At 41.2% G+C, this 20,568-nt stretch carries 20 protein-coding genes; 4 read left to right on the top strand and 16 right to left on the bottom strand.

Annotated features, from left to right (window positions below; genetic code table 11):
- Positions 1 to 52: 52 nt before the first annotated feature.
- Entirely contained in the window at positions 53 to 631 is a 579-nt protein-coding gene (locus ABD772_RS01045) for a C40 family peptidase (protein ID WP_345100456.1), read from the top strand.
- Here the strand turns inward: ABD772_RS01045 and ABD772_RS01040 are convergent.
- The 3 genes from ABD772_RS01040 to ABD772_RS01030 form a co-directional block, all read right to left on the bottom strand.
- Complete coding sequence (locus ABD772_RS01040) at positions 628 to 1,422, bottom strand: TMEM175 family protein (RefSeq protein WP_345100454.1); 795 nt, start codon at positions 1,420 to 1,422, stop codon at positions 628 to 630. The genes ABD772_RS01045 and ABD772_RS01040 overlap by 4 nt on opposite strands.
- A gap of 146 nt (positions 1,423 to 1,568) precedes the next feature.
- Positions 1,569 to 3,482 carry a DUF3857 domain-containing protein gene (locus ABD772_RS01035; RefSeq protein ID WP_345100452.1) on the bottom strand — a complete coding sequence of 638 codons (1,914 nt, stop codon included), beginning with the start codon at positions 3,480 to 3,482 and terminating at the stop codon, positions 1,569 to 1,571.
- Positions 3,479 to 5,467 (bottom strand): DUF3857 domain-containing protein, encoded by a 1,989-nt coding sequence (locus ABD772_RS01030; protein WP_345100449.1) that lies wholly within the window; start codon positions 5,465 to 5,467, stop codon positions 3,479 to 3,481. The genes ABD772_RS01035 and ABD772_RS01030 overlap by 4 nt, the downstream gene beginning before the upstream one ends.
- Positions 5,468 to 5,585: 118 nt before the next feature.
- Here ABD772_RS01030 and ABD772_RS01025 point away from each other — a divergent pair, with 118 nt between their 5' ends.
- Positions 5,586 to 6,587, top strand: coding sequence for an exonuclease domain-containing protein (locus tag ABD772_RS01025; protein ID WP_345100447.1), 1,002 nt, complete (start codon positions 5,586 to 5,588; stop codon positions 6,585 to 6,587).
- A gap of 12 nt (positions 6,588 to 6,599) precedes the next feature.
- Here ABD772_RS01025 and queG read toward each other — a convergent pair whose 3' ends face one another.
- Positions 6,600 to 7,538 (bottom strand): tRNA epoxyqueuosine(34) reductase QueG, encoded by a 939-nt coding sequence (gene queG, locus ABD772_RS01020; protein ID WP_345100445.1) that lies wholly within the window; start codon positions 7,536 to 7,538, stop codon positions 6,600 to 6,602.
- A 66-nt stretch (positions 7,539 to 7,604) separates the two neighbouring features.
- Here queG and ABD772_RS01015 point away from each other — a divergent pair, with 66 nt between their 5' ends.
- Positions 7,605 to 7,973, top strand: a complete 369-nt coding sequence (locus ABD772_RS01015) for a SpoIIAA family protein (RefSeq protein WP_345100443.1) — start codon at positions 7,605 to 7,607, stop codon at positions 7,971 to 7,973.
- A gap of 12 nt (positions 7,974 to 7,985) precedes the next feature.
- Positions 7,986 to 8,231 carry a hypothetical protein gene (locus ABD772_RS01010; RefSeq protein WP_345100441.1) on the top strand — a complete coding sequence of 82 codons (246 nt, stop codon included), beginning with the start codon at positions 7,986 to 7,988 and terminating at the stop codon, positions 8,229 to 8,231.
- 50 nt (positions 8,232 to 8,281) lie between these two features.
- On the opposite strand, the gene ABD772_RS01005 is transcribed toward ABD772_RS01010, so the two are convergent.
- The 12 genes from ABD772_RS01005 to ABD772_RS00950 all read right to left on the bottom strand — a co-directional run bounded on the left by ABD772_RS01005 (position 8,282) and on the right by ABD772_RS00950 (position 20,472).
- On the bottom strand, positions 8,282 to 9,064 hold the full coding sequence (locus ABD772_RS01005; protein ID WP_345100439.1) for a polysaccharide deacetylase family protein: 783 nt from the start codon (positions 9,062 to 9,064) through the stop codon (positions 8,282 to 8,284).
- Positions 9,065 to 9,136: 72 nt separating this feature from the next.
- The gene (locus ABD772_RS01000; protein WP_345100437.1) at positions 9,137 to 10,255 is read right to left on the bottom strand and encodes a Gfo/Idh/MocA family protein; all 1,119 of its coding nucleotides are present in this window, start codon (positions 10,253 to 10,255) and stop codon (positions 9,137 to 9,139) included.
- Entirely contained in the window at positions 10,245 to 12,575 is a 2,331-nt protein-coding gene (locus ABD772_RS00995) for a GH92 family glycosyl hydrolase (protein WP_345100435.1), read from the bottom strand. Before ABD772_RS00995 ends, ABD772_RS01000 begins: the two co-directional genes overlap by 11 nt.
- Positions 12,576 to 12,668: 93 nt before the next feature.
- Positions 12,669 to 13,691, bottom strand: a complete 1,023-nt coding sequence (gene ruvB, locus ABD772_RS00990) for a Holliday junction branch migration DNA helicase RuvB (protein WP_345100433.1) — start codon at positions 13,689 to 13,691, stop codon at positions 12,669 to 12,671.
- A 96-nt stretch (positions 13,692 to 13,787) separates the two neighbouring features.
- Complete coding sequence (locus ABD772_RS00985) at positions 13,788 to 14,519, bottom strand: polyprenol monophosphomannose synthase (RefSeq protein ID WP_345100431.1); 732 nt, start codon at positions 14,517 to 14,519, stop codon at positions 13,788 to 13,790.
- A gap of 106 nt (positions 14,520 to 14,625) precedes the next feature.
- Complete coding sequence (locus ABD772_RS00980) at positions 14,626 to 16,113, bottom strand: POT family MFS transporter (RefSeq protein WP_345100429.1); 1,488 nt, start codon at positions 16,111 to 16,113, stop codon at positions 14,626 to 14,628.
- An 80-nt stretch (positions 16,114 to 16,193) separates the two neighbouring features.
- Complete coding sequence (locus ABD772_RS00975; protein WP_345100427.1) at positions 16,194 to 17,114, bottom strand: hypothetical protein; 921 nt, start codon at positions 17,112 to 17,114, stop codon at positions 16,194 to 16,196.
- A gap of 43 nt (positions 17,115 to 17,157) precedes the next feature.
- Positions 17,158 to 18,336, bottom strand: a complete 1,179-nt coding sequence (locus ABD772_RS00970) for an acetyl-CoA C-acyltransferase (RefSeq protein ID WP_345100424.1) — start codon at positions 18,334 to 18,336, stop codon at positions 17,158 to 17,160.
- Positions 18,337 to 18,371: 35 nt separating this feature from the next.
- Positions 18,372 to 18,539 (bottom strand): type II toxin-antitoxin system antitoxin, encoded by a 168-nt coding sequence (locus ABD772_RS00965; protein ID WP_345100422.1) that lies wholly within the window; start codon positions 18,537 to 18,539, stop codon positions 18,372 to 18,374.
- A 3-nt stretch (positions 18,540 to 18,542) separates the two neighbouring features.
- Complete coding sequence (locus ABD772_RS00960; RefSeq protein WP_345100420.1) at positions 18,543 to 19,085, bottom strand: hypothetical protein; 543 nt, start codon at positions 19,083 to 19,085, stop codon at positions 18,543 to 18,545.
- A gap of 11 nt (positions 19,086 to 19,096) precedes the next feature.
- Positions 19,097 to 19,609: a hypothetical protein gene (locus ABD772_RS00955; protein WP_345100418.1), complete on the bottom strand. Its 513-nt coding sequence runs from the start codon at positions 19,607 to 19,609 to the stop codon at positions 19,097 to 19,099.
- Positions 19,610 to 19,614: 5 nt separating this feature from the next.
- Positions 19,615 to 20,472 carry an SPFH domain-containing protein gene (locus ABD772_RS00950; protein WP_345100416.1) on the bottom strand — a complete coding sequence of 286 codons (858 nt, stop codon included), beginning with the start codon at positions 20,470 to 20,472 and terminating at the stop codon, positions 19,615 to 19,617.
- Positions 20,473 to 20,568 lie beyond the last annotated feature (96 nt).

The following is a 20,568-nucleotide window of genomic DNA, read 5'->3' as shown; positions in this document are numbered from 1 at the left end:
ATGTTCAAAACATCTGTAGCGAGCGTTGCTTTGTGCTATTTATTTTTATAGGATGAATGTAAACAGCTACCTTAAACATTGTTTTATTCTGCTGGTAGGCGCTTTAGTACTGTCGTCATGTCATACCAAAAAAGCGGCATTAAAAGGCGAACCAGGGGAGATTGTTACTCCACAAGCCGGCATAGCCGACAAATATGCTCAAATGATGGGCGTAAAAAGCGAGGATATTACTAATGGCCGGCTTTATAACTTTATTGAAATGTGGACCGGTGTCCCCTATAAATTTGGTGGATTGGATAAGGATGGGGTAGACTGTTCTGGTCTTGCATTGCTGCTCGAGAAAGAAGTTTATGGTATTACGTTACCACGTATCACCTGGCAGCAGGTAGCTGTGATTAAGCGTAAATATGAAGATGAGTTAAAAGAAGGCGATCTTGTTTTCTTTGACTTTGACGGAAAACAGTTTAGCCATGTAGGCGTTTACCTGCAAAACGGTTATATAGTTCACGCCAGCTCAACCAAAGGGGTGATAGTAGTACCATTACATGGAGCTATGTATAAATACTTCTCTCGCGCCGGGTCAATTAATGTTGATTCAGTTGGCGTGGTAGCTGCTCAAAAAGAAGATTAATCTTCCTCCTCTGTTTTATCTTTCTTAAGAGTGTTTTGGGTAACCGGCCCCCTGAACCGGCTGTTTTTGGCATAATTGTACAAACGCGAAATAACCGGGCCGCTATCACTTTCCGGGTAGTAACGTGTTCGTAATTTGCCTGTAATAATGCCAAATACAATAACAACCAAAAGTGGCGTATAAAAAGGTAAAGGGAAACAATTTAAAATAAATAATACCATTAAAAACACAGGTGCCAGAAACAGCTTTATTTTTGTCACCATCCATTCAAGCCTGTTTTCCAGATTATTGGTATCGATACAAAGCTGTTCGCGGTTGCGCAATAAGTACCAGGTGAGTATAGATTGCACAAAGACTGTCAGCATAGCTACAGTCATATATATCTGCAGGCCCCACGCGTTTTGGATAGAAAGAGATTTTAAGTCTTTACCCATTTCGCTTGGAAGTTCATGAAGCAATGCTGATACGGCGAAAGGAAATAAGGTTACGGAAAAGAGAAAAGCCAGATTAAGAACTAATAAATTGCGATCGTAATCTTTCAGATATCGGAAAAGTTTGAGATGTGACATCCAAAATTTCCCAACTAAAACAAAAGTGCCCAGGTAAGCAATAATATGCAAGGCCAGCAGTTTTGCAGCATGTTTCAGGGCGTCTTGATCTGAGTTTTTTATTCCCTCGGGTAACTTGATATCCAGCACCATAATGGTAAGGATAATAGCAAAAACGGCGTCAGTAAATAAAATAATGCGTTCTAACTGAAACTCCTTCTTTATTTCTTCTTCTTCATTCATGTCTTAAGCTAATATAAATTAATAATTTTGTTGCGATATGGCGAAACAAGATTATTCATTCTGGACTAAATATAAAAGGTTTGCCAGCACCGAGATATTACTTTACATAATTATGGTGCTCGGTATTATAATAGGAATATGGATATTTAGTTAGTGGTTCTTACCATCGAAACACTATAGTTGTCGGCATCGGCAACTTTTTGCAAAAATTCTACAAGCTCATCATAAATATCTTTTGCGTAACTGCCATCATTTAACCTTAAGGTTCTTTTATAAATGAGGTGGTTGTTGTCAAATATTAAGGTGGCATCATAGCTGCCGAATGGTTTATTGAGATGCACATTTAGCGGTATCCTTTCAAGCTTATATCCTGCAGGGATGTTAAACGTAATCTCGTCTTCATTTACATAACCCTCATTGATAAAAACCGGCGTTAAACGGCTGCGTATTGCATGAGGTACGTTTTTGAACCTGTTAACAGGGTTTATTAAAAAGTTGAGACTATTATTGGTCGCTTTCGCATAATCTGGTGCTGTAAGCTTAAGGTTTTCGACTATAGCAGGTAAAGCAGCCCTATCGTGTTTAAAACTCAAACTCGCTATTTCCATATCATTGATAGGGTAGATGTTTTTGATCATTTTTGACTGCTCAGTGGCCGAACTGGTTAACAAGTGACCTCTGTTATCATATTGCAAGCCTCTAAAAATAGTCTCCATGTTTCCTGAAAGTACACCCTGCGGATTAATGTTAAAGGTAGCCCTGCGGATTTGTTGATTAGCATCTGCCGTATATTTAGGTGTATGTAAAAGCTTACCACCTTCGGCGGTGCAAGCCAGTACTAATCTATCATCAGTAAAATCGCTCAAAAAGCCAAATGGTATTTGTTGGCTTGTGCACTCTAACCAGGTAGTATCGTTTTTAAACGGAATGCATAAAATAGCGTGATTACCCTGGTTCATGCTTGCAATATCAGGCTGCATACTAACTTTAGGTGTTCCGGCTTGTACTACACAATACCATGAGTCAATATTTGCAATTTTTAAAAGGGCATGTGTGTAATTTACTAAGGCCTTACAATCTCCATAATTCAACCGGTCAACGTCGCTTGCTAACATAGGCTGATAACCGCCTATGCCAATCTGTATACTGATATAACGGGTTTTGCCCTGCATGTACTCATATATTTTACGCGCTTTTTCTTTTGGATCGGTTATGTTTGCCGTTAAAGTTTTGATCCGTGATATGGTCGCATCCGGTAAGCCACCCCGACCTGTCAGCAACCGGTCATAGGTCCACTTACCTAAACTTATCCAATCGGTAAAACTACCTGTGAACCCGTCATAGTAAAAATTCTGCGGTACAATTTCTACGCTGCTCAAATAAGTTTTATCATCCGGGCTATAGGGCTCTTCCCTGATAGCTTTAAGATCGGTAACTTCCCAGTTATAACTTTTTGTGCCTCCGTCGCCCGTAGTTATAACGGCTTTTTGAGGCATGTTTATTTCTTTATAGCTGAGGTTAAAATCGGGTTTGCATAAAAGCTTAAATGAGCTTTTCTCTACAGCCAGGCCCGTATTTGGATTTGGTGACCATTCGGGCAAGGTTAACGTCTGTTTGGATCGCAGCTCGTATTCGTAAGAAATGGTGTATGGATAATCAGTAACAGCCGGCGAATAATATTTTACACGCGAATCTTCAAACAATGAAAAGTCATGACTGGCGTCCAGATCTTCGAAATTGCTTTCATTGAATTTCCGGATTTGTTTGCCGAATGAGTCGTAAATAACCCCCTTAACATCGTGTAGTAATGTGGTTTTGTTGTGCCAGATCATTACACGAGCCAAATGGTCGCCATTTATATTTAATACAGTAATGGCTGTCTTGAAGTGGGTAAGTACGTTATCGGCAGATTTAATTTCGACTACTGTTTCCTGATTACGAACAACGGCACTTGCATACGGTAATATATTTTTGTGGATCAGGTCTATACTATAATTTGTTTGCGCGTGTACAACAAAACTCACAGCCGGCAGCAAAAACAGCAACAGTGTTCGTTTCATATTTTTTTCTTGAATATCATTTCTGTTTTTTCTGACGAGATCATTCTGGCATATAACTCTTTTAAGTAAGGATATTCGTCAGAGAAATATACAGACTTTTTAAACTGGGTAACATGTGATAGTGAAAATGAATTACCGTTTTCTGCATAATTTACTATGAACGTTCCACCATTGTCAGGCAGCGCAAACCCTTCATTTTTCGGAGGGCTTTCAATTGTATAGCCTTCTGGTAGCTGTAGGTTCAGCATAAATTTCGATTCGGATGGCATACCCCAATCAACTGAATAGCTTCTTTCCTTAAGTTTAAACGGATTAGTAACAATCCTGTTGATCAAGAACGGATTAAATGCAAGTTTCTGATTATTCATGTTGTTATAGGCATCCATTTCAACATCATAAACTTCACTTATCGCTTTGTCAAGACTATCTACATTAAGCACTTCGGCTTTTTTTATTTTGATCCGGTTCCACCTGTTGCCCAGATCCTCTACATATTCATCTATCGAGTTGAATTTTTTTATTGCCTTTCGTTTTAAAAAAGCTTCATAACCCCTTGAATAATTAGTGATTGTTCCGGTTAATTTGCCGTTAGTGCCCAATGTAAGGTTTAAAATTACCGTTGAACTTTGAATGTTAGGCTCTTTTATATCTATCCAATAAGATGGTTTATCTAAAGGCATCACCCGTCCCTGATCATTCAAACAATGCATGGGTAGCATTCCAAAAGACAATAAGGGGTCTGTGGCGTCAAGTAAATAGGTTTTGCCACCTAAATCGGCTTTTACTATAACATAGTTAAATTCGGTAATCACCGGGTATAGTTTGTTTATTACCCCATGGCCCCTGGTTGATATTAATACCGGTTCGGCATCAATACCGGCAGCCCATAATGCTGATAACAATGATAAGTTAATATCGCCGGCGTCGCCCGTGTGCTTATCGAGGGCTTGTTTTATTCCCGAAGTGCCAAAATTATTGTCGCCGTTCCATTTGATGTTTTTCTGGATAAAGGCATAGATCTTTTTAGCTTTTGCCAAACTATCTGTTTCATTGCCAATCAACGGCGTAACTGCATCTTTTAATAGCCCTTTTCTTCTTAAAGGCAATCCAAAATAATCGTTGTGTTTTAATATCTGGTCAACATCCTTCCAGTCTTTAGCTATTTTAGTACGCGCACCGGTGAAAGGGTCAGAAAATTCATAAAGTTCAAAACGTATAGCTGCAATAAAATTGCGTGGCGCGGTCATGTAATCTTCAATTACAAATGCGGGTATATTATTCATCCCATAAGTAAAATGCGAGCAATCTGCTTTAGCGGTATTGATCATCATACAATCTTTTTCTACAACAGATTCATTTCTATCTAACTTAAGTGCACCGATTTTTACAGCATTGAACGACCAAAACGCCGGTATGTGCACTTCATACACAGATTTAAGTTTTGGCATATCGCTTTGAAATGTCCATTCGTGAAAGTTTTCAAAATATGGTGTAGTTACTGTGTACTTGTATTCAATAACACACCCTTTGCGTAACCCGGGCATAGCCAGTTTAACAATTGTATAATTCGCATTTTGTGCCACCCTGAAAATTTGTGACGGAGTAAACTCTTCGGATTTAGGCCTTCCGCTTTCATCGCGGTACACAGTGACACCATTGATGTCACTTATTTCTTCCCCCTTATCATTATTTGAATATAAAGGTATCTGCACAGTTCCCTTTGCGAAACCATCGTTGTCTAATATTTTTATTTTTACATGGTAATTGTAGACGAGTCTTACGCCAATAGTATTCCTGAAAGTAAGTGACGCATCGCCATGCTCATTTAACACCACCGCGTGGGCCGACGAATCCCGGTCATAAACCGTCATTTTCAACTCATCGGGTGTAATGTTATTATAAGCAAAATCTTGCGCTATAGCCGAATTGAACAATAACACAGATGAAATAGAAAGAAATACCAGTCGTTTAATAATTGTAATCATTATAAGTGTTTAAGTAACCGAAAGATAATTTTTTTCTGGAAGAAATAATAACAGATAAATAATTTATTCTGCCGATTTTTTTTAGACTTTTGCAACCTGAATCATACGGATTAAAATCATGAAATTAAACTTAAAGCGCCCATTAGCTTTCTTTGATATAGAGGCTACCGGTATAAATATCGGTATTGACCGCATTGTCGAGATATCGGTTATCAAACTGCATCCTGATGGGAGCGAAGAGGTTAAGACATGGCGTGTTAATCCTGAAATGCCTATTCCTGTCGAGTCGTCATTGATACACGGTATCTACGATGAGCATATTGCTGGTGAACCGCCGTTTGGCGCATTGGCACCCTTGATAGCCGAGTTTTTAGAAAACAGCGACTTAGCTGGTTACAACTCCAACAAATTTGACATACCAATGCTGATGGAAGAATTTATGCGGGTAGGTGTGGAGTTTGATCTGGAGAACCGCCATTTTGTAGATGTGCAAAACATCTTCCATCAAATGGAGCAGCGTACATTAAAGGCGGCTTATCAGTTTTACTGCCAAAAAGAAATTATCAATGCACACTCTGCCGAAGCGGACACCCGTGCTACTATGGAGGTATTGCTGGCTCAATTGGAGCGGTACGAAAATCAGGAATGGGAAGATAAAAAAGGAAACCGTAGCGTTCCTGTGGTTGGCCATGTAGAGGGGTTGCATAAATTTACCAACCTTAATCGCCCGGTTGATTTTGCCGGACGTATGGCTTATAACGATGCCGGCGAAGAAGTATTTAATTTTGGCAAGCACAAAGGTAAAAGGGTTGAAGATGTGTTTAACATTGAACCAAGCTATTATTCATGGATGATGCAGGGCGACTTCCCATTGTATACCAAGCGTAAGTTGGACGATATATACAAACGCTGGAACGAGAAAAAGAAGGCCGAACGTCAGCAGCAACCGGCTCCGCCCAAACCGGTGACACAAGCCCCCAATACGGGCGAAGCAAAACCAGCACAGCAAAAAAATTACCAAAATCCAAATTACCAACAATTTCGAAAAAAGGAAGAGCCGGCAAAACCGGTTGACGATGACATGCTGAAGTTACTGGCCGATAAGTTTAAGAAAGGTTAAAGAGTTACCTCATCAATCGATCTTTTTCAGAAACTTGATATTTCTTTTTAAGCCGGTAAACTTGGTGCGCTTTACGGCCGAGTTCTTGAATACTTTTTGAAACACATCTTCGGTAATTTCTTGCAAATCTGCATGATCTAATCCCAATAACTCCGGATGAGGGTCAAAAGCAGGTTCATTGTGTATTACCGAAAACTTGTTCCAGGGGCATACGTCCTGGCAAATATCGCAACCAAACATCCAGTTCTCCATTTTGCCTTTAAACTCTTGTGGCAGCTCATTTTTTAGTTCGATGGTAAGGTAAGATATACAACGGCTACCGTCAACCACATAGGGGCCGACAATGGCGTCGGTGGGGCATGCGTCAATGCACCGGGTACAAGTACCGCAATGATCTGCTGTAGGTTCTATATCATATTCCAGTTCGATGTCAACGATTAGTTCAGCTAAAAAAAAGAACGAGCCCGTTTTCTGATTGATAAGATTACTGTTTTTACCAATCCAGCCCAAACCTGCCTTTTTGGCCCAGGCCTTATCCAATACGGGGGCCGAGTCTACAAATGCACGGCCACAAACTTCGCCAACCTGTTCATTGATAATTTCCAGCAGTCGTTTTAGTTTGTCTTTAATAACGGTATGATAATCCTGCCCGTAAGCGTATTTGGATATTTTGGGCGCCGAGGAATCAGCCTGGTTATTGTCGGTATAGTAGTTAAGCCCCATGGATATGACCGATTTGGCACCGTCGACCAGCAAGCGTGGGTCGAGGCGTTTGTCGAAATGATTCTCCATGTACCGCATCTCGCCATGCATGTTTTTGTTAAGCCATGATTCAAGCCTGGGTGCTTCATCTTCCAGAAAGCCGGCTCTTGAGATGCCACAAAACAGAAACCCCAATTTTTTGGCTTCGTCTTTGATGAGTTTACTATATGCCGACTTGCTTTGCTGCATTGGTACAAAGATAACATAATAAAAACAGGCGATTTAATAAGAAGTTGTCCTATAAAAGAAACTAATATGCTTCAATATATCAATGATCTGCCAGCCGACGTTTTAGGGATCCACGCTATAGGCGAGGTAACCAAGCAAGATATGGACACAGTGCTTTTGCCAAGATTAGACGAACTGGCGAAAACAAATGGCGATATTAAATATCTATTGGTGCTGGAAACAGATATCTCTAATTTTAGTCTCGCGGCATGGTGGAGCGACTTAGTTACCGGACTAAAACATTTTACAGAATGGAAACGCATAGCCGTAGTAACCGATCAAAAAGGTGTGGAATGGTTTACAGATATGTTTACGCATTTTATTCCCGGAAAGGCAAAAGGTTTCAATCTGGGTGAGTTGGATGAAGCAGTTAGATGGATATCAGCAAACAATTAATATCTAAATATCATGGAAAATACAACATATCAAGACCCAAAGGACGAGCAGATCACCAATGAGGACACTGCCGTAACTAATAAAGACGGCAACAATGACCTGGAGAAAGGTAAACAACCGAATGTTCAGGATAAACCCGATGAGCAACGTGTCACTACAGTCACACCTGCCGAAGAGAATGGTGATCCAACTGCTCAGGAAATCGAAGATGAAGATGCCTCAAATAAAGGTAAAGGGCCTAAAGGGGAAAATCTGTAAACAATAAAGCCGCCCGGTTATTTCAGGCGGCATTGTTGTTTTTATTTGAATTAGAAACTGCCTCTAATATTTTTACTTAGCGTTTTAGCACTCCAATAGCCGCTATCTAAAATTCTTCTAACGGTCATTAACGGATCGTTAGGATCTCGCTTTTCTGCTAATTGGAAGGCTATCTTGAAACCGCGTTTATGCAGTTCAGGGAAGCCTGATTTATTCCAGATACCGAATGGATATGCAAAGTAAGTGATCTTTTTACCGGTTATCTCCTCCAGTTTTTTGGTCGGTTTGTCCAGTTGTATCACCCAATCATCTTTTTTAGGATTAGGATCATGCTTGTATTTGCTGGTCATGTGGTGATCCCAGGTATGGCTGCCTATAATATTACCTGCGTCAGACAAAGCCTTAACCTGTTCTTTAGTCATATAATGCGGACGGCCTATTGATACAGTCATCACAAAATAAACTGCCTTAAAACCGTATTTTTTTAACTCAGGCGCCGCAATAGTGTACTGGTCTTCATCGGTATCATCAAAAGTCAGCATAATCGGTTTTTTAGGCAGCGGGGCACCTTTGGTCAGGTAAGCATATAACTGATCTGGCAATATGGTATGATAACCGCTATCGGCCAGCATTTTGATGTGTTCTTTGAAAGCTGCAATCTGTACGATATAATCTTTGGCGTTTTTAGAGTCTTTTGGACGCCAATCGCGTATCTGGTGATAGCAGACAATCGGTACTTGCTTGCGGGCCATTATGGCCGCATTGTTTTGTGCGTTAACAGATAGGTTAAATAATATGCAAAATGATAACAGCGCAATAAATTGTTTTGACATTAATAGAAGGGTATTAAATTATTAAAAAAGACTTACGGAATGGTAAACCCCGTAAGCCTGTACTTTGTTTTATTAAGGTTGCAAAACTATGCGTTTGCCCTCGTTGATAGATCTTTTCGCAGCATCCAGTATCTCCATAGCTATCATATTATAAGCAAGCGACGCCTGATCGCCTTCACCAGAAATCTGGCCTCTTATAACCGCGGTCAAATAAACCAGCGGGTCATTATTCGGTGCCGGGATAGGCTTTGCCTCATGCACTAAAGTGAATTTAGTCTCCTCTTTCGGCGTTCTAAACTGAACACTCTTGCCGTTGAATGCGTGAATAACACCAGTTTCGCCCCAAACCTCCATGTCTTTGATATTAAGCGCCCAGTTCCATGATGCCTCAATAGAAGCAGTGGCGGTTGGGTATTCAACTAAGATGGTAGCATCATCCTCAACTTTGGGATATACTTGTGGTTTATAGTGTTTAGCAACTGCGGTAACCGCTATGGGGCGTTGTCCATGCATCAACCAGGTAGCCAGATCGGCACCATAGCAGCCAAAATCGTTAAGGGCGCCTGCTCCATTTAATACGGGGTCGGTCAACCAGGCCAGAAATTCCGGGCTGCAGCCAATCTCTTTTGGCCCGCTATGCCCGTCACGAATAACCATCCGGCGTATTTTACCTATGCTATCCCGTCCAACCACATCATGAATATATTGGAACGATGGGTACCAGGTAGTTTCGTAATTTACCAGTACCTTGATATTGTATTTTTTAGCTAACGCCTCTATGCGTTTTGCCTGCACAAGTGTGGCAGCCAAAGGTTTTTCAACCATTACCGGTATATGTAAAGGGGCGCACACCTCAACAATGTCTACGTGTTTACCAACTGCATTATAGCCAAGCATCACTTCTGGCTTAGTCGCTTTGATCATTTTGTGTACATCGTCAAAATAAAGCGAATCGGGCAGTTTGAAGCGTTTTTTGTACTTTTCCCATAGCGGGCGGCTAGGCTCATAAACGCCGACAACATTGGCTGTGCCCCTTTTCATCTGGTTAAAAAATCCCAGAATGTGGTCATGATTAAGGCCGTAAATACCTAATCGAAGACGTTTGTCCTGCGCATTTGCCTGCATGGTAAATGCACCGATTAAACCTAACAAAATCACCTTTTTTAAAAGGCCGCTGATGCTATTTTTCATTTGAAAGTGAATAAGGGAAGCTTGATTCTTTTGTGCCTCTTTGCATGTTAGGTTTATCAGACATCACATAATTCAATACTGCACCTTTTGATAAAGTAGCATGTGTAAGGTAGTTAAAGTCGTATGGTTTACCGTTAACAGTAAGCGTTTGTACATATTTGTTTTGTGGGCTGTTGTTAGGCGCGTTAATAACAATCTTTTTACCGTTGTCAAGCGTTACAGTCATCGTTTTAAATAACGGCGTGCCCAATACATATTGTGAGCTGGTAGGACAAACCGGGTAGAAGCCCATTGCAGAGAATACATACCATGCTGAGGTTTGACCGTTGTCTTCATCGCCGCAGTAACCATCAGGAGTTGCTTTGTACAATTTGCCCATGGCATCGCGTACGTGGAACTGAGTTTTCCACGGCTCGCCGGCAAAGTTATATAAGTAAAGCATGTGCTGTATTGGCTGGTTACCATGAGCGTATTGACCCATGTTCATGATCTGCATCTCACGGATTTCATGGATAACGCCACCATAGTAGCTATCATCAAAAACAGGTGGGATGATGAATATAGAATCCAGTTTATTAACGAATTGTTTTTTGCCACCTTCAAGGTTAATCATGCCCTGGATATCGTGCAAGGCAGCCCAGCTATAGTGCCATGCGTTACCTTCTGTAAAGGCGTCGCCCCATTTCAACGGGTTGAAGGGTTTAACCCATGATCCGTCTTTGTTTCTGCCTTGCATTAAACCTATTTTTTTGTTATACAGGTTGCGGTAGTTCAGACTTCTTTTTTTGTAAATGTCAATCTCTGATGCAGGTTTGCCCAATGCTTTACCTAATTGATAAATAGCAAAGTCGTCATAAGCGTACTCTAAAGTACGGGCTGCATTTTCGTTGATTTTAACATCATAAGGTACATAACCCAAAGTGTTGTAATACTCAACACCGCGGCGGCCGGTCGCATTAGGGCCTTCGTTGTTCGCACCGTGTTTTACAGCTTCCCAAAGTGTATTGATATCATAGCCGCGCAAACCTTTCAGATAAGCATCAGCAACAATAGAAGCAGAGTTGTTCCCGATCATACAATCTGAATAACCCGGGCTTGACCACTCAGGCAGCCATCCGCCTTCTTTGTAATCATTAACTAAACCTGCCTGCATTTCTCTGTCAATTGATGGGTAAACCAGGTTCAGGAATGGATATAACGCCCTGAAGGTATCCCAGAAACCTGTGCCGGCAAATTTATAACCGGGCATGATTTTGCCGTTTTGTGCGCTCCAATGCGTTGGTTTGTTTGCTGCGTCGATCTCGTACATTTTGTTAGGGAAGAACAGCATACGGTATAAGCATGAGTAGAATGTACGGGTTTGATCAATTGTGCCGCCTGATACTGATAAACGACTTAGCGTCTTGTTCCAAATATCGCGGCCTTTTTTTGCAGTTTGTTCAAAGCTGTCATTGCCGATCTCGCGTTTTAAGTTCAGTTCGGCTTGTTCTAAACTGATGAACGATGAGGCTACTTTCAGATGAACCACTTCGCCTCTTTTGGTTTGAAAACCGATAGCAGCTAAGGCGTGTTCCGCGTTAGTTTCTAATGATGGTTCCATTTTAGCTACTTCGACACGATTATTACCTCTGCCATTGCCTTGACGGGCCTCTTCAGTAGTGCTGTAGGTGTGAGATAAAGTGAATGGTTTATCAATGTAAATTACAAAGTAGTTTTTAAAGTTCTTTAATTTAGGCCCCGCAGCCTGAGTTGAGTAACCTACTATCTTATTCTCGGCGGGTATTACTTTTACATATGAGCCTTTTGCAAAAGCATCTACCAAAATAAATGAACTATCAGATTTAGGGAAAGTGATTTTAAACTGCGCGGCACGCTCTGTTGGCGTGATCTCAGTAGTAATATCATGATCAGCCAGGTATACGCTGTAATAATATGGTTTAGAGATCTCGGCCTTGTGCGAGAACCAACTTGCACGTGCAGCTTGCTCAACATGCAGGTGCTTGGTCATAGGCATAATAGAAAACATACCATAATCATTCATCCATGGTGACGGCTGATGTGTTTGTTTAAATCCCTGAATCTTATGCGCATCATAAGTATATGCCCAACCATCGCCGTTAGGGCCGGTTTGCGGGCTCCAGAAGTTCATGCCCCACGGTAAGGCAGTACAAGGGTAGGTGTTTCCGTTTGACAGGTCTGGCCTTGAATCAGTACCCATCAGTGGGTTCACCCAATCAACAGGGTCGGTTACGGTAGTAACCTGTTGCGCCATTGAACGACTGCCTACCAATACTAAGGCTAAAAATAATATACGTTTCATAAAGGTTATTTATAGTTTAAAACTATGGTATTTGATTTTAATAATTTTAGGTGGTAACACATTAATTGTGACGGCAATAGTAATAATAAAAACTTAAAATAAGGAAGGATTTCCACCCAGTTTTATTTTACCCAAATGCCGGTATGCGCTTTCTGTTGCCTCACGACCACGGGCTGTTCTCATCAAAAAACCCTCCTGTATAAGAAATGGTTCATAAACCTCCTCAATTGTACCCTCGTCTTCGCCTACTGCAGTAGCAATTGTTTTCAAACCTACCGGTCCGCCTTTAAATTTATCAATAATAGTTACCAGAATTTTATTGTCCATTTCGTCCAAACCGTGCTCATCTACATTCAGGGCATTTAAGGCATACTGAGCAATGGCCGTATCTATGTTGCCATTACCTTTTATCTGAGCAAAATCGCGTGTACGACGTAAGAGGGCATTGGCGATACGCGGAGTACCACGGCTGCGGCGGGCAATTTCATAAGCCCCTTCTTCATTTATTGGAGTTTTTAATATTGAGGCCGACCGGAGCACGATAGTGGTTAATAACTTTGCATCATAGTATTCCAATCTGGAATTGATGCCGAAGCGGGCACGCAAGGGAGAAGTGAGTAGTCCCGAACGGGTAGTAGCACCAACGAGGGTAAACGGATTAAGCGATATTTGCACAGAACGGGCATTAGGGCCACTCTCAAGCATAATATCGATCTTAAAATCTTCCATAGCTGAATACAGGTATTCCTCAACCAGTGGACTTAAGCGATGAATCTCATCGATGAATAAAATATCGCCGGTCTCCAGGTTGGTAAGTAAACCCGCTAAATCGCCCGGCTTATCTAAAACCGGGCCTGAGGTGATCTTGATGCCAGCGCCCATTTCATTAGCAATAATATGCGATAGGGTAGTTTTGCCCAGGCCGGGAGGGCCATGCAACAAAACATGGTCAAGTGCCTCGCCGCGTTGGCGGGCCGCTTGAACAAATATGCGTAGGTTTTCTAATATTTTGTACTGACCGGTAAAGTCTTCAAAAGCCTGGGGACGTAACACTTGTTCAATGTCACGCTCAGCCGGCGATAGTCGTTCACCATCAGGGTTGAGATGCTCATTCATTGATCAAAAATAAGATTTTTGAAAGATTAGTGGACAAAGATCGAAGATTAGTTATAAACACCTAAAACCAATCTTTACTTTTTCAATAATCAGTTTTTACCCCTCTGGATATTTTCTGAAGATAGCGTTAAAACGCATAGTGAGTACACCAAGTATTGCTTCTTTAAAAATACCTTTCGACATTTTTGACTGGCCTGCTGTGCGGTCGGTGAATATTATTGGAACCTCGGTAACCTGAAAGCCATGTTTTACCGCCGTGTATTTCATTTCGATCTGGAAGGCGTAGCCCACAAATTTGATCTTATCAAGTTCGATAGTTTCAAGTACCCTACGTTTATAACACATAAAACCAGCGGTAAAATCCTGTATGTTTACACCGGTGATAAAGCGTACATATACAGAGGCGAAATAGCTCATCAGCACACGGCTCATTGGCCAGTTAACAACGTTTACGCCTTTGATATAACGAGATCCAACGGCCACATCCGAACCTTCAACGCAAGCTGTACGCAAACGCAGCAGATCATCCGGATTATGAGAGAAATCTGCATCCATTTCAAAAATGTAGTCGTAATTGTGCTCAATAGCCCATTTAAAGCCGTGTATATAGGCTGTTCCGAGGCCCTGTTTGCCCTCGCGTTCAACCATAAAAAGGCTATCGGGGTAGGTATTTTGCAGATGCTTGACAATAATCGGAGTACCATCAGGCGATCCGTCATCAATGATCAGAATATGAAAATTAAAAGGTAAAGCAAACACCTTACGGATCATCCGTTCAATATTTTCCTTTTCGTTATAAGTAGGTATGATTACTATGCTGTCGGGCACGTATACTGTATTTTCTGATAAAATAGTTTGCTAAATTAGATGTTCTGACACAAAAAAGAGCAGGCAATGTTAAATTTATTACCTGCTTTTATAACTTCTGTGTTATTTATAAATTATTCGTTTGTGCTATAATATCCTCTTTTTCGGGCTCTGTGATATAACTGCGTTCCTTCAAACGCGGTGCGACAAATAAATAAACAACTAAAAATGCTATGCAAATGCCAACAAATAACCAATAATAGCTTGCGCCTGTAAACCGCGCGAAAAAACCGCCCTCTGATATATTACCATTTATTAATGCATCAAATAAATTGCCTGCCGCCACTGTTAACAACCAAATAGCACTCATTGTGCTTTTCATTGATTTTGGTGCCTGTGTGTAGGCATACTCCAGGCCGGTTATTGATACCAACACTTCGGCTGCTGACAATACCACATAAGCAAATATCTGCCACCAAACTGACGGATGCCCGCCATTGTCAACATTTTGTTGTACAAAAGCTATAATGACAAACGATAAAGCGGTTAAAGCCAGCCCTGCACCTAAACGACGCAATGGAGTAGCTTTGATACCAATTTTATCAAAAAACGGATATATAAAATAAGTGAACAGCGGTATGAATGATAAAAGGAAAATAGGATTAGCTGTTTGTACCTGGCCAGGCAATATGGTAAAGCTGGTAAATCCTAAATTAATGTGGCGGTCCAGTTTCTGGGCTTGCAGCACCCACTCAGATAGGTTTTGATCCCACATGGCCCAAAATATCGGCGCGAAGATGAATACAGCCATCACACGATATACTGCTTTTACGCCTTCCACTTTTTCAGAATTGTATTCGCCCTTGGCTACATCTAACCACGACTGCCCTTTTTGCTTTTTACCTAAATTGAACAAGGCATATATTGAGATAAAAACAAAATTATTTTTGTTAATACCGCCCGGCGGAACGCGCACATATTTTTTACGTCCCAAAAAGAAAATAATGGTGGCTAAGGCCATCAACAGGCCCGGTATGCCAAATGCCCATTTCGCGCCCCAGTTAGCATAAACCCACGGAATTAATATAGTTGAAATTACGGAACCCGCGTTGATGCTAAAATAAAACCAGCCATAAACTTTTGACAACAATACCTGGTTAGACTTATCAAACTGGTCGCCCACATTTGCTGACACGCAGGATTTTATCCCTCCTGCACCTACGGCGATCAAAACGAGGCCTAATATAAAACCATTTAGATTATTGTCAAAAATAGCCAGGCACAAGTGCCCCAAACAATAAACTATCGAAATATAAAGAATAATGCGGTATTTTCCGGTAAACCAATCGGCAACCAAACCACCTACAAAAGGTAATGTGTAAGCAAGCGTCACAAAGAAGTGGGTGCTTTCATTCGCCTTGGCTTCTGCTACGGTTTGCAAAGCAGGATTAAGTGTCGGATTAAAAAATTGCGCAACTAAAAATGTGGCCAGAATGGAGCGCATGCCATAAAAGCTAAAACGCTCCGCTGCCTCATTTCCAATAATGTACGGAATGCTTCTGGGGTACTTTGCTTCCGTAGTAACAGCTTCGGCTGTTAAAGTTTTTGGAGACATAAATCAGTTTAATTTGGTCGAAAATACTATTATTCTATTAAATAAGAATATCAGGATCGGTAATATTGATCTTACAAGAATTATTGCATCTTCTTTTTTATGGGTTGCGTGGTTTTAGGCCTTTCGGTCAATTTGGGGTCTATATAACTCTCGTCCTGCTCATTAGGTACGTTACGCATGTCCAGATTGTCCTGATATAACCACTCGCCGTCTTTTAGTTTGTAGCCGTTATAGGAAAGGTCCGGGCCATAGGTTTCGGGTTGGTCTTTCGACTTCTTATCAGGCGGGGCGAGGTTATCAAATACAATTAAATGCTGCGAGGGAATATATTTTAACAGCATAGATGCCTGTCTGGCGTATTGAAAAACAACACGTTGCCGCCTTTTACCATTACCGTTAAACACCTGCATGCCAAACACAGGTTTATCGTTTTGAAATGACAGCGCTTCAATTACTTTTTTGGTCGATTTGTCGTTATTTCCTTTCCAGCCGAGCATTACATAATAGGGACGGCTTCCACTTACAGGGATAATGGTATAATATTGGGCCCCAAACCATGTCCGGTTGTCGCTCACGGTGTCTTCAGCATTTTTAATTAATGGCGTGTAATCTTCCAATCCGTATAATTTCAACGGGCCTGGAGTATTTATTTGTATTGCGCCGTAAAAGCGGTAACTGCCATCGTCGTTAGCTACATGCCAGCTAAAAATTCTGAACTTGTCGTCCGGAGATTTGGCGAGTGTAACAGTTTTAACAGAATCGAAAGGAAAATCAAACGAGTGGGGAACTTTCAATGCCATAACCAGTATTTTAATAAACTGATAGTTGGCATTTTTTCTGGCCAGATCATTCTGGTCATTAATAAATGTTTGGCCTAAATGCTTTAAACTGTCTTGATAAAAACTAAGCTGCTTCAGGCTTTCTGCGTCTATCTGTTGCGCAAAAGCCCTGGTAGTCAATACTATCAAAAAAAATGCCAAGGCCGATCTTTTTATCACCATCAAAATGTAATACCTAATGCCGTAAATATATGCGATTTTATCCTTAACGTAAATTTTCGATAACAATTGCGCTGGCTCCGCCGCCGCCGTTACAAATTCCGGCAAGGCCATATTTACCTTGATTTTGATTGAGTACATTTATCAGGGTAACCACGATACGCGCCCCCGAAGCGCCCAACGGATGCCCTAGGGATACCGCACCTCCATTAACATTTACTTTAGCCGGATCAAGATTTAACTCGCGGTTGTTTGCAATAGATACCACAGAAAAGGCTTCGTTTATCTCATAAAAGTCTATATCACTGCCTGTCAGGCCTGCACGGTGCAGCGCCAGGGGAATAGCTTTAGATGGAGCGGTGGTAAACCATTCCGGTGCTTGTTGCGCATCAGCATAGTTTACTATTTTGGCGAGTGGTTTAATACCCAATTCGTCGGCTTTCTCACGGTTCATCAGTACCAAAGCCGCGGCGCCGTCATTTAATGTTGATGCGTTGGCGGCCGTTACGGTACCGTCTTTTTTAAAGACCGGTTTTAGAGATGGTATCTTTTCAAACCTTACTGTTGCTGGTTCTTCATCATCAGTAAATAAAGTAATCTCGCCTTGCCTGTTTTTTAATTCGACGGGTGTTATCTCAGCTACAAATCTGCCATTATTTTGTGCTGCGGTAGCGCGTTTATAAGATTCAATGGCATATGCATCCTGATCTTCGCGACTGATGTTACATTCAGCGGCGCAAAGTTCGGCTGCCGAGCCCATGTGGTAATTATTGTAAACATCCCAAAGGCCATCCTCAACCAAGCCGTCAATTAATAAATCGTTACCCAATTTATAACCCGTGCGGGCTTTTGAAAGATAATAGGGCACGTTACTCATGCTCTCCATACCGCCTGCAACTACAATATCATTTTGACCAACAGCGATACTTTGAGCCCCTAACATAATAGCTTTCATGCCCGATGCACAAACCTTGTTAACCGTAGTAGCCGGCAAATAAGGTAAGCCTGCATATATTGCTGCCTGCGTAGCTGGCGCCTGTCCCAAATTAGCCGACAACACATTACCCATAAATATTTCCTGTATCTGTTCAGGTTTTAAGCCCGACTTTTGAACTGCTGACTGAATGACGATGGCCCCCAATTGCGTTGCACTAAATGAAGCCAGGTGCCCACCAAAACTGCCGATGGGCGTACGGGTGGCCGATACAATTACTACGTCTTTCATAAAAGTAGATTTGATATACAAATCTACCTAATTTATTAGCTCTCCTTTTTCTTTTTTGCCGCTTTTTTACGGGCAAGTAAAGCCTGTTGTAAGATATATTCTATCTGTCCATTGGTGCTTCTGAATTCGTCAGTTGCCCAGATCTCGATATCTTTCAACATATCGGGGTTAACCCTTAATATAAATGCTTTCTTTTCGGCCATAACTTAAACACCGGCGCTGGCGGCCTGCGCTTCTTTGATCAACATAAAGTTTACACCTATTAATGTAAGCAGTGTCAGAGGTAGCTTGCTTTTGATACTTTTAATACTATTAGGCTCTATTTTTATTTTAAATGGTTTGGTAAGTCTGCCGCAATGTTTAATCTCGAGGTAATCGCCGTATTGTTCATCGGTCCAGATCATTTTCCTGGAGAAGATACCTTTGCCTTTTTTCAATATAGCGTTCAAGCCATTATTCATTTCTAAGGTAATGCGGGTTTCCCAGCCATTTTTCCGGTAATGGCCAATTACTTCGCTTTTGTTCCGATCTATTATATCAACCGCTTTGCCGAAAAAACCTTTTGGTTTAATACTGAATTTAGTCTCGGCAGTTTCAATATTCTTTATGCGGGTAAACACGCCGGGCGAGGTTATAGAGCCATAGTTAAACTGGCCATCAGTTAGGATATATACAGGTTTAAACCATCCTTTACGGGCCACGTAAAGCTCTGTGGTTCTCAACATATCGATGTCGCGGTAATCGTTCATGATCTTTTAAATTAACGTGCAGCCCGACGGCCCCGTCTGTAAACAGCTAAGTGCATGCCCAAAAATATTAACAAAGGGATAACTGTCGCCGGCGTCTGGCCCGGCTCAATATAAATATCGTTATCTAATGCAAATGGAAAATTGTTTTCCAGTGTTACGATTTTGCCATATCCTTCAGACTCCCAAATATGTTCTCTCGAAAAAATGGATGGCCGGTGAAACCTCGCCCTGAAACCACTCTTTAAATTTAAAGTATAAGTTCGGCTAAAATATTCCCGTTCGGCTTTGCCAATAATAATGCCGGTTTCATCGGTAATAGTCACGGTTCTGGAAAAAATTGCCAAAAAATTAAAACTCCACTTATGAGTAGCTGTTTGCGCTACGGCCTCGCGACGACTTAACCATTGATAACTTAACTTTCCATAAAGATGAGTGTGGTCTGTGAGTTCATACTCACGGTTAAATAAACCACGTCTTACAAACCACAAGTGTGACGTGTCTTTAATACATAGTTCCTTAAACATTGTAATTAATGATATAAAGTACCTGTATTAACAATAGGGTTCACGCTTCTGTCGCCACATAGTACTACTAATAAATTGCTCACCATGGCAGCTTTTCGTTCTTCGTCCAACTCTACAATATCTTTTTCTGACAACTTATTCAAGGCCATTTCAACCATTCCGACTGCGCCTTCGACAATCAGGCGCCTGGCAGAAATAATAGCAGATGCCTGTTGTCTTTGCAGCATGGTGTGAGCAATTTCAGGTGCATAGGCCAGGTGAGATATACGGGCCTCTAAAACTTCGATACCTGCACGTTCCAGCCGTTCATTCAATTCTTTCTCTAACATTACGCTTACCTGTTCAGCACCACCTCTTAAGGTAATACTCGCAGTTTCGTCTTCAATATTATCATAAGGAAAAGTATTGGCCAGATGGCGTACGGCAGCCTCGCTTTGGATATTTACATATTGCAAATAATTCTCGACCGCAAAGATGGCGCTTGCTGTATTTTTAATTTGCCATACTATGACAGCAGCAATTTCAATAGGATTGCCCACAGCGTCATTTACTTTGAGTTGCTGGCCATTAAGGTTATATGCCTTTAACGATACTTTCTTTTTTGCCGTAAAGGGATTAACCCAGAAAAAACCATCTTCTTTTACGGTGCCTACATATTTACCAAACAAGGTAAGTACTTTGGCCTCGTTAGGATTAACGATGATAAGCCCCGGTAGCACTAATACAAAATTTATTAAACCTAAAATAACAGCCATGCCAGGCATTTTGAATACGCCGCAAAAAACGGTGGCTGCCAACAAAATTAAAAAGGCAACTAAGGTTAAATAGCCCGATGGCGGATTGATGATTTTCTCTGTATTCATGATGATTGTGATTTTAAAATGATATCACAAAGATATCAAAATAGATTTCATAAAAACAATTAAAAAAGACTGATAGTTTAAAATGTATTATTTTTG

The sequence above is a fragment of the Mucilaginibacter panaciglaebae genome, from assembly GCF_039539265.1.
GTDB lineage: Bacteria > Bacteroidota > Bacteroidia > Sphingobacteriales > Sphingobacteriaceae > Mucilaginibacter > Mucilaginibacter panaciglaebae.
Note: the sequence above shows the minus strand (reverse complement) of the source record. Positions and strands in the feature narration are given on the sequence as shown.

Bases quoted from the DNA above. Each gene is read 5' to 3' on its own strand.
- ABD772_RS01045 (WP_345100456.1), top strand. From the start codon at position 53: ATGAATGTAAACAGCTACCTTAAACATTGTTTTATTCTGCTGGTAGGC.
- ABD772_RS01040 (WP_345100454.1), bottom strand. From the start codon at position 1,422: ATGAATGAAGAAGAAGAAATAAAGAAGGAGTTTCAGTTAGAACGCATT.
- ABD772_RS01035 (WP_345100452.1), bottom strand. From the start codon at position 3,482: ATGAAACGAACACTGTTGCTGTTTTTGCTGCCGGCTGTGAGTTTTGTT.
- ABD772_RS01030 (WP_345100449.1), bottom strand. From the start codon at position 5,467: ATGATTACAATTATTAAACGACTGGTATTTCTTTCTATTTCATCTGTG.
- ABD772_RS01025 (WP_345100447.1), top strand. From the start codon at position 5,586: ATGAAATTAAACTTAAAGCGCCCATTAGCTTTCTTTGATATAGAGGCT.
- queG (WP_345100445.1), bottom strand. From the start codon at position 7,538: ATGCAGCAAAGCAAGTCGGCATATAGTAAACTCATCAAAGACGAAGCC.
- ABD772_RS01015 (WP_345100443.1), top strand. From the start codon at position 7,605: ATGCTTCAATATATCAATGATCTGCCAGCCGACGTTTTAGGGATCCAC.
- ABD772_RS01010 (WP_345100441.1), top strand. From the start codon at position 7,986: ATGGAAAATACAACATATCAAGACCCAAAGGACGAGCAGATCACCAAT.
- ABD772_RS01005 (WP_345100439.1), bottom strand. From the start codon at position 9,064: ATGTCAAAACAATTTATTGCGCTGTTATCATTTTGCATATTATTTAAC.
- ABD772_RS01000 (WP_345100437.1), bottom strand. From the start codon at position 10,255: ATGAAAAATAGCATCAGCGGCCTTTTAAAAAAGGTGATTTTGTTAGGT.
- ABD772_RS00995 (WP_345100435.1), bottom strand. From the start codon at position 12,575: ATGAAACGTATATTATTTTTAGCCTTAGTATTGGTAGGCAGTCGTTCA.
- ruvB (WP_345100433.1), bottom strand. From the start codon at position 13,691: ATGAATGAGCATCTCAACCCTGATGGTGAACGACTATCGCCGGCTGAG.
- ABD772_RS00980 (WP_345100429.1), bottom strand. From the start codon at position 16,113: ATGTCTCCAAAAACTTTAACAGCCGAAGCTGTTACTACGGAAGCAAAG.
- ABD772_RS00975 (WP_345100427.1), bottom strand. From the start codon at position 17,114: ATGGTGATAAAAAGATCGGCCTTGGCATTTTTTTTGATAGTATTGACT.
- ABD772_RS00970 (WP_345100424.1), bottom strand. From the start codon at position 18,336: ATGAAAGACGTAGTAATTGTATCGGCCACCCGTACGCCCATCGGCAGT.
- ABD772_RS00965 (WP_345100422.1), bottom strand. From the start codon at position 18,539: ATGGCCGAAAAGAAAGCATTTATATTAAGGGTTAACCCCGATATGTTG.
- ABD772_RS00960 (WP_345100420.1), bottom strand. From the start codon at position 19,085: ATGAACGATTACCGCGACATCGATATGTTGAGAACCACAGAGCTTTAC.
- ABD772_RS00955 (WP_345100418.1), bottom strand. From the start codon at position 19,609: ATGTTTAAGGAACTATGTATTAAAGACACGTCACACTTGTGGTTTGTA.
- ABD772_RS00950 (WP_345100416.1), bottom strand. From the start codon at position 20,472: ATGAATACAGAGAAAATCATCAATCCGCCATCGGGCTATTTAACCTTA.